Here is a 12,968-nt window from a genome sequence, read left to right on the forward strand (position 1 = left end):
GGCGCCGCGTTCATTCAGCAAACACGCGTTATCGTTGACGTTTTTCGCGAGCAAGAACTAGGCGTCCCCCTCGCTCCTACAGTAGGCGATGACCGCTTGACTGACTGGCATTAGGGCAAGCCCGGCTCCCACAGGGTCGACATTTCAGTTCAGAGGGAGGTTGAAACAGTGCCAAATGGGAAGTTTCAGCCTACCTTGTAGGATCCTGCCACATCTTGCCGTTTGGTGATCGTGAAAGCGGCACGTATGATGCATCCCAAACTCCCGCAGATTAGAAGCCTATGTCCCTGATAGTTCTACTGCTTCTGCCTTTTATCGGCAGCTGTCTGGCGGCCTTGCTGCCGCATAACGCACGTAACACCGAATCCCTGTTGGCCGGCCTTGTGGCACTGGTCGGTACTATTCAAGTCGCCCTGCTCTACCCCCAGATCGCCCACGGTGGCGTGATCCGCGAAGAATTCATGTGGTTGCCCAGCCTGGGGCTGAACTTCGTGTTGCGCATGGATGGGTTTGCCTGGCTGTTCTCGATGCTGGTGCTGGGCATCGGCACGCTGGTGTCGCTGTATGCGCGTTATTACATGTCACCGGACGACCCGGTGCCGCGTTTCTTTGCGTTTTTCCTGGCGTTCATGGGCGCCATGCTTGGCCTGGTGATCTCCGGCAACCTGATCCAGATCGTGTTTTTCTGGGAACTGACCAGCCTGTTTTCGTTCCTGCTGATCGGCTATTGGCACCACCGTGCCGATGCGCGGCGGGGTGCGTACATGGCGCTGATGGTCACCGGCGCAGGTGGCCTGTGCCTGTTGGCGGGAGTGATGCTGCTGGGGCATATCGTCGGCAGCTATGACCTGGACCAGGTGCTGGCGGCGGGCGATCAGATTCGCGTGCACTCGCTGTACCCGGTCATGCTGGCCCTGGTGCTGATCGGCGCCCTGAGCAAAAGCGCGCAGTTCCCCTTCCACTTCTGGCTGCCCCACGCCATGGCGGCGCCCACTCCGGTTTCGGCTTATCTGCACTCGGCAACGATGGTGAAGGCCGGCGTGTTCTTGCTGGCCCGTCTGTGGCCGTCGCTGTCCGGCAGCGAAGAATGGTTCTGGATCGTCGGCGGTGCCGGCGCCCTCACTCTCCTCCTCGGCGCTTACTGCGCCATGTTTCAAAACGATCTCAAAGGCCTGCTGGCCTATTCCACCATCAGCCATCTCGGGCTGATCACCCTGCTGCTGGGCCTCAACAGCCCACTGGCCGCAGTTGCCGCGGTATTCCACATTCTCAACCACGCCACCTTCAAGGCTTCGCTGTTCATGGCCGCGGGCATCATCGACCACGAAAGCGGCACGCGGGATATCCGCAAGCTCAGCGGGCTGGTGCGCCTGATCCCGTTTACCGCGACCCTGGCGATGGTCGCCAGCGCGTCCATGGCGGGGGTGCCGTTGCTCAATGGCTTCCTGTCCAAAGAGATGTTCTTTGCCGAAACCGTGTTTATCTCGTCGACCCAATGGGTGGAAATCGCCCTGCCGCTGATCGCGACCATCGCCGGTACGTTCAGCGTGGCCTATGCCTTGCGCTTTACCGTGGATGTGTTCTTCGGCCCGCCCGCCACCGACTTGCCGCACACGCCCCACGAGCCGCCGCGCTGGATGCGCGCCCCGGTTGAGCTGTTGGTGTTCACCTGCCTGCTGGTGGGGATTTTCCCGGCCCAGATGGTCGGCTCGATCCTCGCCGCTGCCGCCCTGCCGGTGGTGGGCGGTACGCTACCGGAATATAGCCTGGCGATCTGGCACGGCTGGAACGCACCGATGATCATGAGCCTGGTGGCGATGACCGGCGGCGTGGTGCTGTACCTGCTGCTGCGCAAGCAACTCAAGCGTGGCCGCTTCGAATACCCGCCGCTGATCGGCTACTTCAACGGCAAGCGCGGGTTCGAGCGCTGCCTGGTGGTGATGATGCGCGGCGTGCGCCGGATCGAGAAACGCATCAGCACCAAGCGCCTGCAAACCCAGTTGTTCCTGTTGGTGCTGCTGGCGGTGATCGGCGCAATGATCCCGATGATCAACAGTGGCCTCAGTTGGGGCGACCGCCCGAAAATCCCGGGCTCCATCGTCTTCGTCACCCTGTGGTTGCTGGCGATTGCCTGCGCACTGGGTGCCGCCTGGCAAGCCAAGTACCACCGGCTGGCGGCCCTGACCATGGTCAGCGTGTGCGGCCTGATGACCTGCGTCACCTTCGTGTGGTTCTCGGCGCCGGACCTGGCCCTCACCCAATTGGTGGTGGAAGTGGTCACTACCGTGTTGATCCTGCTTGGCCTGCGCTGGCTGCCACGGCGTATCGAGGAAGTTTGGCCATTGCCCAACACCTTGCGCAAGGCGCGAATTCGCCGGGTGCGTGACTTGCTGCTGTCCACCGTAGTCGGCGGCGGCATGGCGCTGTTGTCCTACGCGATGCTGACCCGCCAGACGCCCAACGATATCTCCTCGTTCTACTTAAGCCGTGCCCTCCCCGAAGGCGGCGGCAGCAATGTGGTGAATGTGATGCTGGTGGATTTCCGTGGCTTCGACACCTTGGGCGAAATCACCGTACTCGGCGCCGTGGCGTTGACTGTTTACGCCCTGCTGCGCCGCTTCCGCCCGTCCAAGGAAAGCATGCAGTTGCCGGCGCAACAGCGCCAATTGGCACCGGACGTGGCCACCGACCTGGTCAACCCGCGCCAGGCCAGCGACACCGCCCTGGGCTTCATGATGGTGCCGGCGGTGCTGGTGCGCCTGCTGCTGCCGATCGCGCTGGTGGTGTCGTTCTACCTGTTCATGCGTGGCCACAACCAACCGGGTGGTGGTTTCGTCGCCGGGCTGGTGATGTCGGTGGCGTTTATCCTGCAATACATGGTCGCCGGTACCCAGTGGGTCGAGGCGCAGATGAGCCTGCGGCCGATGCGCTGGATGGGCTTCGGCCTGCTGTCGGCCACCTTGACCGGGCTGGGCGCGCTGTTTGCCGGCTACCCCTTCCTGACCACGCATACCTGGCATTTTAGCCTGCCGTTACTGGGCGATATCCATATCGCCAGTGCGCTGTTCTTTGACGTCGGCGTGTACGCCATGGTCGTGGGCTCGACCCTGTTGATGCTTACCGCCCTCGGCCACCAGTCGGTACGCGCGCATAAACCGAGCAACCAGCCCAAAGTGGTTGCTGCAACCGAAGGAGCCGCCTGATGGAAGAAGTCATCGCAATAGCCATTGGGGTCCTGGCGGCCTCCGGCGTCTGGTTGATCCTGCGGCCACGGACGTTCCAGGTGGTCATGGGTTTGTGCCTGCTGTCCTACGGGGTCAACCTGTTCATCTTCAGCATGGGCAGCCTGTTTATCGGCAAGGAGCCGATCATCAAGGACGGCGTGCCCCAAGACCTGCTCAACTACACCGACCCACTGCCCCAGGCCCTGGTGCTCACGGCCATCGTGATCAGCTTCGCCATGACCGCGTTGTTCCTGGTGGTGCTGCTGGCATCCCGCGGCCTGACCGGCACTGACCATGTAGACGGCCGGGAGCCCAAGGAATGACGTGGATGAATCAACTGATCGTCGCGCCGATCCTGCTGCCGCTGCTCACCGCCGGGCTGATGCTGATGCTGGGCGAGAAACGCCGCCCGCTCAAAGCCCAGATCAATCTGTGCTCCAGCATCGTCGGCCTGGGCGTGGCCATCCTGCTGTTGTACTGGACGCAACAAGGCGGCCCCGGCTCCATTGGCGTGTACCTGCCGGGCAACTGGCAGGTGCCGTTCGGCATCGTGCTGGTGGTGGACCAATTGTCGGCGATGATGCTGGTGCTTACCGGGGTGATAGGCGTCAGCGCGCTGCTGTTCGCCATGGCACGCTGGGACCGTGCGGGCACCAGCTTCCATGCCCTGTTCCAGATCCAACTGATGGGGCTGTACGGCGCCTTCCTCACCGCCGACCTGTTCAACCTGTTCGTGTTCTTCGAGGTGCTGCTGGCCGCCTCCTACGGCCTGATGCTGCACGGTTCCGGCCGCGCGCGGGTGTCGTCGGGGCTGCATTACATCGCGATCAACCTGCTGGCGTCGTCGCTGTTCCTGATCGGCGCGGCGATGATCTACGGCGTCACCGGTACGCTGAACTTCGCCGACCTGGCGTTGAAAATACCGCTGGTGCCGGAGGCCGATCGCGGCCTGTTGCATGCTGGTGCAGCGATCCTGGCGACGGCGTTCCTGGCCAAGGCCGGGATGTGGCCTCTGAACTTCTGGCTGGCGCCCGCCTATTCCTCGGCCAGCGCGCCGGTGGCGGCAATGTTCGCGATCATGACCAAGGTCGGCGTGTACACCGTGCTGCGCCTGTGGACCCTGCTGTTCTCCGGCCAGGCCGGCGCCTCGGCGCTGTTTGGCGGCGACTGGCTGGTGTACGGCGGCATGGCGACCATCATTTGCGCGGCACTGGCGATGGTGGCGGCGCAGCGCCTGGAGCGCATGGCCAGCCTGAGCATCCTGGTGTCGGCCGGGATCCTGCTGTCGGCCGTCGGGTTTGCCCAGCCGAGCCTGACCGCTGGGGCGCTGTTCTATCTGGTCAGCTCCACCCTGGCACTGAGTGCGCTGTTTTTGCTGGCGGAGCTGATCGAGCGTTCGCGTTCGGCCAACGACCTGCCGCTGGATGAGGAGATTGATGCGCTGCCCAAAGCCATGGAATCGCTGCATCCGCGTCCTGGCGTGAACCTGGACGATGAGCAAAAAGCAGTGATTGGCCAGGTCATCCCCTGGACCATGGCTTTCCTGGGCCTGAGCTTTATCGCCTGCGCGCTGCTGATTATCGGCATGCCGCCGCTGTCCGGGTTTATCGGCAAGCTCAGCCTGTTGAGTGCGCTGATCAATCCACTGGGCCTGGGCAACGCCGTGGACGAATCGATCCGCCCAGCGGCCTGGGGCCTGGTGGCGCTGCTGATTCTCTCTGGCCTGGCCTCGCTCATCGCTTTCGCCCGCCTCGGCATCCAACGCTTCTGGACCCCGGAAGAACGCCCATCACCGCTGCTGCGCCGCTACGAGTGTGTGCCGATCTTCCTGCTGCTGGGGTTGAGCATCGCGCTGACCTTCAAGGCCGAAGCGCTGATGCGCTACACCCAGGCCACCGCCGACAGCCTGAACAACCCGGAACACTACGTGATGGCAGTGCTCGCGACCCGGCCAGTGCCCAGCCCTGAAGCCAAGGCCGCCGCCCTGGAGGTGCAGCCATGAAACGTCTGTTCCCTGCCCCCTGGTTGTCGTTGGCGTTGTGGGTGTTGTGGCTGGTGCTGAACCTGTCAATCAGCCCTGGCAACCTGCTGCTGGGCGCACTGCTGGGCTTTCTCGCGCCGCTGATGATGGCGCCATTGCGCCCGTTGCCGATCCGCATCCGTCGCCCTGGGGTGATCGTGCGCCTGTTCTTCCGGGTTGGCCTCGACGTGATCATCTCCAACCTGCACGTGGCCTGGGGCGTACTCACCTGTGGCTCACGCCCACCGCGCTCACGCTTTATCAAGATCCCCCTGGACCTGCGCGACGCCAACGGCCTAGCCGTGCTGGCGATGATCACCAGCGTGACCCCCGGCACCGTGTGGTCGGAACTGGCCCTGGACCGTAGCATCCTGCTGCTGCACGTCTTCGACCTGGATGACGAGGCCTCGTTTATCCAGCAATTCAAGCACGCCTACGAACGGCCCCTGATGGAGATCTTCGAATGAGCGCCCTGCTCGCCAATGCGATCCTGTTCAGCCTGTTCCTGTTCTCCCTGGCCATGGTGCTGACCCTGGTGCGCCTGTTCAAAGGCCCCTCGGCCCAGGACCGGGTACTGGCGCTGGACTACCTGTACATCCTGGCGATGTTGATGATGCTGACCCTGGGTATTCGCTATGCCAGCGACACTTACTTTGAAGCGGCGCTATTGATCGCGCTGTTCGGCTTCGTCGGCTCGTTCGCCCTGGCCAAATTCCTGCTGCGTGGCGAGGTGATTGAATGATTCCGTTATGGGTTGAAATTATCGTGGCGGCGTTGCTGCTGCTCAGCAGCCTGTTTGCCTTGATTGGCGCGATTGGCTTGCTGCGGATGAAAGAATTTTTCCAACGCATGCACCCACCGGCACTGGCCTCGACGCTGGGGGCGTGGAGCGTGGCGTTGGCGTCGATCATCTACTTTTCGGTGCTCAAGTCCGGGCCGGTGTTGCATGGCTGGCTGATTCCGATTTTGCTCGCGATCACCGTGCCGGTCACCACACTGCTGCTGGCGCGAACGGCCTTGTTCCGCAAACGCATGGCCGGTGATGACGTCCCCGCCGAAGTCAGCAGCCGCCGCTGATTCTTCAGGCGAATTCAGTAAAAATGTGGGAGCTGGCTTGCCTGCGATAGCGGTTTATCCGTCACAGCATCATTGACTGAAATTCCGCTATCGCAGGCAAGCCAGCTCCCACATTTGGTTTAGCGCCAGGCAAAAGAGCGGATACGCGCCGCCCATTGCGCCAGCTCAGCCGGCATCTTGTCCGATTGTGCGAACGCGTGGTGGTCATTTCCCCGGCATAACGGGACGTTTTCATCTCAAACAAAAACGAATAATCCTACATCCCGCTCGCACTGAAAAAGGCGAAACGTCCGATATTTCCTATTTACATTTTTCCGTATGTTTGTGGCGAACCCATCAGGAAATTCACATCCATGGCTAACCACGGTTACATGTCCATTAATGGAAAATCTCAAGGCCTGATCTCGGCTGGCTGCTCAACCCAAGACTCCATCGGCAACAAGTGCCAGGAGGGGCACCGAGACGAAATCATGGTGATGTCCTTCAATCACAATATGCTCAACACCGGCAATGTCAGAGCTTCCACCCACGGCCCGGTGGTTATCACAAAAAACATTGTAAATCCTCGCCATTGCTGGCGGTAGCGTTATCCAACCGAGAAGAACTGAACTGCGTGATCAACTTTTATCGCATTTCACAGCTCGGCCAGCACCAAAAATACTACACCGTCGATATCAGGGGCTGCATCATTGCCAGCCTCACCGTCGATGTACCCCACTCCGTCCTGCTGAACGATGTAGACCCACAGGAACATCTGTCGATTCGTTATCGGGAAATCATCTGGACACATCATCTAGCGGGCACCAGCGGCTATGGCTCATGGGAAACCGGACGATGAAATCAAAGAAAGAAAATCAAGCACCGAACTTTTATGACTTGTGGGTCGTCAGCCAAGCCGCTGCAAAACTGACCAATCATGCATGTGCAATAAGTGCCCGGCATCTACAGGATGGCGTTAATCGTTCGATATTCAACCGAGAGGTTGCCTACTACGCTCGTAGTATTGTCAGAGATGTAGAGCAAGGAAAAAAGACAGTTGCAGAGGGGCTGATTGAGATTAAAAAAGAGCAGCGTAGTTTGCTGGATCAATCAATAGCGATTGGGAGAAATGGAATCGGAGCCGTTGCGGGCGCGCTGCAAATAGCCACGGGTGCCGGAATTTGCTATGCGTCGGTGGGCACCCTGTGCCTCATTGCGGGTGTGCCATTGATGGCGCATGGGGCTAATAATTTATATGAAGGCGGACACAACCTAGTAACAGGAAGATCCGATACCGTCGGTCCGGTTCGTACAGCATATCAATCAGTTGCATCCGCCGTCGGTCACGGAGAGCGGGAAGCAAACATGGCCTACGGCGCCGTTGATATTAGCCTATCTATCTACAGTACTGTACGGCATATATACAAACCCGATGCTTGGCGTCTATTTAGGTATTTGGATTCAGACCGGATACGAGCCTATAAAACCATGGCACCCACTTCGCTGGCAGCGGAGGCCGCAACAGATGCAATCACATTAAAGCAACTACATGAAGAGTCTAAAAAATGATTATTATGGCTTTTCTAATACTCTCGCCACTGGGATTATTATTCGCATACTGCCTTAAAGTTATCTTCTCAGGCAAAGGACTTGGATATACCAAAATCTATATCAGCTTAGCAGTCAATATTTTCTTTATGATGACACATATGGAAATCGCTCAACTTGACAAATACTTATACTTCGGCACTCATCCAGAAGTCATTGAAAACTATCCAATCATTGGCTGGATCGCACTAGCGTTCTTCATACTTCATGCACTCGCACTCCCAGTTAAACGCGACTTGAACTGGTGGTGGAAACGCTAAGTGACATCGCTATTTTTTGTAAAAAAACGCCCCGAACCAGTCGGGGCGTTTTTTGTTCAGCGTGCAGCTATCAACGGTCAGTCAGCCAACCGCCACGTCGTCCCACCCTTGCCGTCTTCCAACACCACACCCATCGCGGTCAGTTGGTCGCGGATACGGTCGGATTCCGCCCAGTCTTTATTGGTGCGAGCCGCCAGACGTGCCTGGATCAGTGCATCTACCTCAGCGGCATCCACACGCCCTTCAGCGCCCGCTTGCAGGAAGTCATCGGCCTCCATCTGCAACACGCCCAGCACGCTGGCCAGTTCTTTCAGGCGTGCTGCCAGGCCCGCCGCTGCGTCGATATCGGTCTCGCGCAGGCGGTTGATCTCGCGCACCATCTCAAACAGCACGGCGCAGGCTTCCGGGGTGCCGAAGTCGTCGTTCATCACTTCGGTGAAACGTGCCACGAAGGCTTCGCCGCCAGCAGGCGCCACCGCGGGCAGGCCTTTCAACGCGTGGTAGAAACGCTCCAGGGCACCCTTGGCGTCCTTGAGGTTGTCTTCGGAGTAGTTGATGGCGCTGCGGTAGTGGCTGGACACCAGCAGGTAGCGCACCACTTCCGGGTGGTACTTTTCCAGCACGTCGCGGATGGTGAAGAAGTTGTTCAAGGACTTGGACATCTTCTCGCCATTGATGCGGATCATGCCGCAGTGCATCCAGGCATTGGCGTAAGTCTTGCCAGTGGCAGCTTCGCTCTGGGCGATTTCGTTTTCGTGGTGCGGGAACTCCAGGTCGCTGCCGCCGCCATGAATGTCGAAGGTCTCGCCCAGGCAGCAGGTGGACATTACCGAGCACTCGATGTGCCAACCCGGACGCCCGGCGCCCCAGGGCGACTCCCAGCTCGGCTCGCCCGGCTTGGTGGCTTTCCACAGCACGAAGTCGAGCGGGTCCTGCTTGGCCTCGTCGACTTCGATGCGCGCGCCGATGCGCAGGTCTTCGATCTTCTTGCGCGACAGCTTGCCGTAGCCCATGAACTTGGCGACGCGGTAGTACACGTCGCCGTTGCCCGGTGCGTAGGCGTAGCCCTTGTCGATCAAGGTCTGGATCATCGCGTGCATGCCCGGGATGTGGTCCGTGGCACGCGGTTCCATGTCCGGCTTGAGGATGTTGAGGCGCGCCTCGTCCTCGTGCATGGCGGCGATCATGCGCTCGGTCAGCGCATCAAACGACTCGCCGTTTTCGTTGGCACGGTTGATGATCTTGTCGTCGATGTCGGTGATGTTGCGCACGTACGTCAAGTCATAGCCACTGAAACGCAACCAACGGGTCACCAGGTCGAAGGCAACCATGCTGCGGCCGTGGCCGATGTGGCAGTAGTCGTACACGGTCATGCCGCACACGTACATGCGCACCTTGTTGCCATCCAGCGGCTTGAAGACTTCTTTGGTCTTGCTGAGCGTGTTGTAGATCGTTAGCACGATGTTTCCCTTAAATCACTGGCCCCACGAATCTCGCAAGGTCACGGTACGGTTGAATACCGGAGCACCAGGTTTCGAGTCCTTGATATCCGCGCAGAAGTAACCTTCGCGCTCGAACTGGAAACGGTCTTCCGGCTGTGCGTCGCCAAGCGATGGCTCGGCACGACAACCAGTGAGTACTTGCAGGGAGTCAGGGTTGATGTTGTCGAGGAAACTGGCGCTGTCTTCAGCCTTTTCAGGGTTGGGCGAGCGGAACAGACGATCGTACAGGCGCACTTCGCACTCGATGCTGGCAGCGGCCGGTACCCAGTGGACCACGCCCTTGACCTTGCGGCCTTCAGGGTTCTTGCCCAGGGTGTCCGGATCGTACGAGCAGCGCAGTTCGACGATGTTGCCGTCGGCGTCCTTGATCGCTTCGTCCGCACGGATCACGTAGCTGCCGCGCAGGCGCACTTCGCCGTTCGGCTCCAAGCGCTTGTAGCCTTTTGGCGGCTCTTCCATGAAGTCGTCACGGTCGATGTAGATTTCGCGGGCAAACGGCAATTTGCGCACGCCCAGCTCTTCTTTCTGCGGGTGACGCGGCAGTTCGAGGTTCTCGACCTGGCCTTCCGGGTAGTTGGTGATCACGACTTTCAACGGACGCAGCACGCACATGGCGCGCGGTGCATTGGCATCCAGGTCCTGACGGATGCTGAATTCGAGCATGCCGAAATCGACCACGCCGTCGGAGCGGTTGGTGCCGACCATGTCGCAGAAGTTGCGGATCGACGCCGGGGTGTAGCCACGGCGACGGAAGCCCGACAGTGTGGACATGCGCGGGTCATCCCAGCCATGTACGTGCTTTTCATCCACCAGTTGCTTGAGCTTGCGCTTGCTGGTGATGGTGTAGTTCAGGTTCAGGCGGCTGAACTCGTACTGACGCGGGTGCGCCGGTACCGGCAGGCTGTCCAGGAACCACTCGTACAGCGGGCGATGGCTCTCGAACTCCAGGGTGCAGATGGAGTGGGTGATGCCTTCGATGGCGTCCGACTGGCCGTGGGTGAAGTCGTAGTTGGGGTAGATGCACCACTTGTCACCGGTCTGATGGTGGTGGGCATGGCGGATACGGTACATGATCGGATCGCGCAGGTTCATGTTCGGCGAGGCCATGTCGATCTTGGCGCGCAACACGCGGGCGCCGTCCGGGAATTCGCCGGCGCGCATACGGTTGAACCAGTCCAGGTTCTCTTCCACCGAACGGTCGCGGAACGGGCTGTTCTTGCCTGGCTCGGTCAGCGTGCCCCGGTACTCCTTGGCCTGCTCCGGGGTCAGGTCGTCCACATAGGCCTTGCCGGCCTTGATCAGCTCGACGGCCCAGTCGAACAACTGGTCGAAATACTTGGAGGCATAGCGCACTTCACCGGACCATTCGAAGCCCAGCCACTTGATGTCGCTTTCGATGGCGTCGATGTATTCCTGGTCTTCCTTGGCAGGGTTGGTGTCGTCGAAACGCAGGTGCGTGACGCCACCGAACTCCTGGGCCAGGCCGAAGTTCACACAGATCGACTTGGCGTGGCCGATGTGCAGATAGCCGTTGGGCTCAGGTGGGAAACGGGTGACGATCTGCGTGTGCTTGCCCGAATCCAGGTCCGCCTGGATGATCGGGCGCAGGAAATTGACCGGGACGGCAGGTCCGGCCTTGGTATTCGAGGTAGGGTCGACAGTGGGCTTGCTCATAGGATCCTTGAACAGACAGGTTCATGGCCGGTTGGGGCCAGACAAAACAAAGGGCTTATCATAGCTGATGCTGTCAAGGCGCTGACAGGGCTCAGGTGCATTTAACGCACCACTGGTAAAAAACCACCTCGAAATTCCTGCCGGGCAGGCTAAACTGCGCGCCTTGGCCGTCGTTTAGCCAGACAGGTAAGGTGCCCACGCGCCCACACCCACGAATTCCCTGAAAAGAGTAGTGAACATGACTCAAGTCAAACTGACCACCAACCACGGTGACATCGTCATCGAGCTGAACGCCGATAAAGCGCCGATCACCGTCGCCAACTTCATCGAATACGTCAAAGCCGGCCACTACGAAAACACGGTTTTCCACCGTGTCATCGGTAACTTCATGATCCAGGGCGGCGGCTTCGAGCCTGGCATGAAAGAAAAGAAAGACAAGCGTCCAAGCATCCAGAACGAAGCGGACAACGGCCTTTCCAACGACAAGTACACCGTCGCCATGGCCCGTACCATGGAGCCGCATTCGGCCTCCGCGCAGTTCTTCATCAACGTCGCCGACAACGCCTTCCTGAACCACAGCGGCAAAAACGTGCAGGGTTGGGGCTACGCGGTGTTCGGTAAAGTCACCCAAGGCACCGACGTTGTCGACAAGATCAAAGGCGTATCGACCACCTCCAAGGCCGGTCACCAGGACGTTCCAGCCGAAGACGTGATCGTCGAGAAAGCCGAGATCATCGAAGCGTGATATTGCTGATTTCAGACTTGCATCTGGAAGAGGAGCGCCCGGCCATCACCCGGGCGTTTCTGGATCTGCTCCACGGCCGCGCCCGTGGCGCCCAGGCGTTATACATTCTGGGGGACTTCTTCGAAGCCTGGATTGGCGACGATGGCATGACCCCCTTCCAGCGTTCCATCTGCGCGGCTCTGCGTGAGCTGAGCGACAGCGGCACCCCGATTTTCATCATGCACGGCAACCGCGATTTCCTGATCGGCAAGGCGTTCTGCAAAGCGGCAGGCGCTACCTTGCTCAAGGACCCGACGGTCGTGCAGTTGTATGGCGAGCCTGTGCTGTTGATGCACGGCGACAGCCTCTGCACCCGCGACCTCGGCTATATGAAGCTGCGGCGCATCCTGCGTAACCCGATTGTGCTGTTTATCCTGCGCCACCTGCCCTTGGGCACACGCCACAAACTGGCGCGCAAGCTGCGCAGTGAGAGCAGCGCCCAGGTGCGCATGAAGGCCAATGACATCGTCGATGTCACGCCTGAAGAAGTGCCACGGGTGATGCAGCAGTTTGGCGTGCGCACCCTGGTCCACGGCCATACCCACCGCCCCGCCATCCATAAGTTGCAGATCGGCGACCAGGCGGCCAAGCGCATTGTGCTGGGGGACTGGGACAAGCAAGGCTGGGCATTGCAGGTGGATGAGCAAGGCTTTCAACTGGCGGCGTTTGACTTCGTCAATCCGCAGTTGGCGCTGCCTGGCGCATAACCCTCTGGCACAACACCGATCAACCTGTGGGAGCTGGCTTGCCTGCGATAGCATCACCTCGGTGCATCTGATACACCGAGGTGTCTGCATCGCAGGCAAGCCAGCTCCCACACTTGATTGCATTCTAACTTTT

12 protein-coding genes and 1 pseudogene are annotated in these 12,968 nt (G+C 59.8%); 11 read left to right on the forward strand and 2 right to left on the reverse strand.

The annotated features are described in order from the left end of the window. Nucleotides 1-281 precede the first annotated feature (281 nt). The 9 genes and pseudogenes from E1K68_RS17215 (at nt 282) to E1K68_RS17255 (ending at nt 8,168) form a co-directional block, all read left to right on the forward strand. Entirely contained in the window at nt 282-3,203 is a 2,922-nt protein-coding gene (locus E1K68_RS17215) for a monovalent cation/H+ antiporter subunit A (protein ID WP_057710342.1), read from the forward strand. Then, complete coding sequence (locus tag E1K68_RS17220; RefSeq protein ID WP_003192163.1) at nt 3,203-3,547, forward strand: Na+/H+ antiporter subunit C; 345 nt, start codon at nt 3,203-3,205, stop codon at nt 3,545-3,547. The genes E1K68_RS17215 and E1K68_RS17220 overlap by 1 nt, the downstream gene beginning before the upstream one ends. Continuing rightward, the gene (locus E1K68_RS17225) at nt 3,544-5,226 is read left to right on the forward strand and encodes a monovalent cation/H+ antiporter subunit D (protein ID WP_137204363.1); all 1,683 of its coding nucleotides are present in this window, start codon (nt 3,544-3,546) and stop codon (nt 5,224-5,226) included. Before E1K68_RS17220 ends, E1K68_RS17225 begins: the two co-directional genes overlap by 4 nt. Further along, nucleotides 5,223-5,711 carry a Na+/H+ antiporter subunit E gene (locus E1K68_RS17230; RefSeq protein ID WP_034133804.1) on the forward strand — a complete coding sequence of 163 codons (489 nt, stop codon included), beginning with the start codon at nt 5,223-5,225 and terminating at the stop codon, nt 5,709-5,711. Before E1K68_RS17225 ends, E1K68_RS17230 begins: the two co-directional genes overlap by 4 nt. Then, nucleotides 5,708-5,986 carry a K+/H+ antiporter subunit F gene (locus tag E1K68_RS17235; protein ID WP_003192168.1) on the forward strand — a complete coding sequence of 93 codons (279 nt, stop codon included), beginning with the start codon at nt 5,708-5,710 and terminating at the stop codon, nt 5,984-5,986. The genes E1K68_RS17230 and E1K68_RS17235 overlap by 4 nt, the downstream gene beginning before the upstream one ends. After that, on the forward strand, nt 5,983-6,321 hold the full coding sequence (locus tag E1K68_RS17240) for a Na+/H+ antiporter subunit G (protein ID WP_003192169.1): 339 nt from the start codon (nt 5,983-5,985) through the stop codon (nt 6,319-6,321). The genes E1K68_RS17235 and E1K68_RS17240 overlap by 4 nt, the downstream gene beginning before the upstream one ends. 353 nt (nt 6,322-6,674) lie before the next feature. Next, nucleotides 6,675-7,159: pseudogene (locus E1K68_RS17245) on the forward strand (Hcp family type VI secretion system effector). After that, nucleotides 7,156-7,869 (forward strand): DUF4225 domain-containing protein, encoded by a 714-nt coding sequence (locus E1K68_RS17250; RefSeq protein WP_057710340.1) that lies wholly within the window; start codon nt 7,156-7,158, stop codon nt 7,867-7,869. Before E1K68_RS17245 ends, E1K68_RS17250 begins: the two are co-directional and overlap by 4 nt. Next, entirely contained in the window at nt 7,866-8,168 is a 303-nt protein-coding gene (locus E1K68_RS17255) for a hypothetical protein (protein ID WP_094774521.1), read from the forward strand. Before E1K68_RS17250 ends, E1K68_RS17255 begins: the two co-directional genes overlap by 4 nt. A gap of 77 nt (nt 8,169-8,245) precedes the next feature. Here E1K68_RS17255 and cysS read toward each other — a convergent pair whose 3' ends face one another. Beyond that, nucleotides 8,246-9,628: a cysteine--tRNA ligase gene (gene cysS, locus E1K68_RS17260; protein WP_034127906.1), complete on the reverse strand. Its 1,383-nt coding sequence runs from the start codon at nt 9,626-9,628 to the stop codon at nt 8,246-8,248. Between the two features lie 15 nt (nt 9,629-9,643). Next, nucleotides 9,644-11,344, reverse strand: coding sequence for a glutamine--tRNA ligase/YqeY domain fusion protein (locus E1K68_RS17265; protein ID WP_003192174.1), 1,701 nt, complete (start codon nt 11,342-11,344; stop codon nt 9,644-9,646). A 238-nt stretch (nt 11,345-11,582) separates the two neighbouring features. On the opposite strand from E1K68_RS17265, the gene E1K68_RS17270 reads away from it, so the two are divergent. Both E1K68_RS17270 and lpxH read left to right on the forward strand, forming a co-directional pair. Further along, nucleotides 11,583-12,089, forward strand: coding sequence for a peptidylprolyl isomerase (locus tag E1K68_RS17270; RefSeq protein ID WP_003192175.1), 507 nt, complete (start codon nt 11,583-11,585; stop codon nt 12,087-12,089). Next, the gene (gene lpxH / locus E1K68_RS17275) at nt 12,086-12,835 is read left to right on the forward strand and encodes a UDP-2,3-diacylglucosamine diphosphatase (RefSeq protein WP_212614465.1); all 750 of its coding nucleotides are present in this window, start codon (nt 12,086-12,088) and stop codon (nt 12,833-12,835) included. The genes E1K68_RS17270 and lpxH overlap by 4 nt, the downstream gene beginning before the upstream one ends. The last annotated feature ends 133 nt before the right edge of the window (nt 12,836-12,968 follow it).

The sequence above is a fragment of the Pseudomonas sp. B2021 genome, assembly GCF_018135665.1.
In the GTDB taxonomy this organism is placed as follows: domain Bacteria; phylum Pseudomonadota; class Gammaproteobacteria; order Pseudomonadales; family Pseudomonadaceae; genus Aquipseudomonas; species Aquipseudomonas lactis.

Excerpts from the sequence above, each read along its gene's own strand:
- E1K68_RS17215 (WP_057710342.1), top strand. The coding sequence starts at position 282 with ATGTCCCTGATAGTTCTACTGCTTCTGCCTTTTATCGGCAGCTGTCTG.
- E1K68_RS17220 (WP_003192163.1), top strand. The coding sequence starts at position 3,203 with ATGGAAGAAGTCATCGCAATAGCCATTGGGGTCCTGGCGGCCTCCGGC.
- E1K68_RS17225 (WP_137204363.1), top strand. The coding sequence starts at position 3,544 with ATGACGTGGATGAATCAACTGATCGTCGCGCCGATCCTGCTGCCGCTG.
- E1K68_RS17230 (WP_034133804.1), top strand. The coding sequence starts at position 5,223 with ATGAAACGTCTGTTCCCTGCCCCCTGGTTGTCGTTGGCGTTGTGGGTG.
- E1K68_RS17235 (WP_003192168.1), top strand. The coding sequence starts at position 5,708 with ATGAGCGCCCTGCTCGCCAATGCGATCCTGTTCAGCCTGTTCCTGTTC.
- E1K68_RS17240 (WP_003192169.1), top strand. The coding sequence starts at position 5,983 with ATGATTCCGTTATGGGTTGAAATTATCGTGGCGGCGTTGCTGCTGCTC.
- E1K68_RS17250 (WP_057710340.1), top strand. The coding sequence starts at position 7,156 with ATGAAATCAAAGAAAGAAAATCAAGCACCGAACTTTTATGACTTGTGG.
- E1K68_RS17255 (WP_094774521.1), top strand. The coding sequence starts at position 7,866 with ATGATTATTATGGCTTTTCTAATACTCTCGCCACTGGGATTATTATTC.
- E1K68_RS17265 (WP_003192174.1), bottom strand. The coding sequence starts at position 11,344 with ATGAGCAAGCCCACTGTCGACCCTACCTCGAATACCAAGGCCGGACCT.
- E1K68_RS17270 (WP_003192175.1), top strand. The coding sequence starts at position 11,583 with ATGACTCAAGTCAAACTGACCACCAACCACGGTGACATCGTCATCGAG.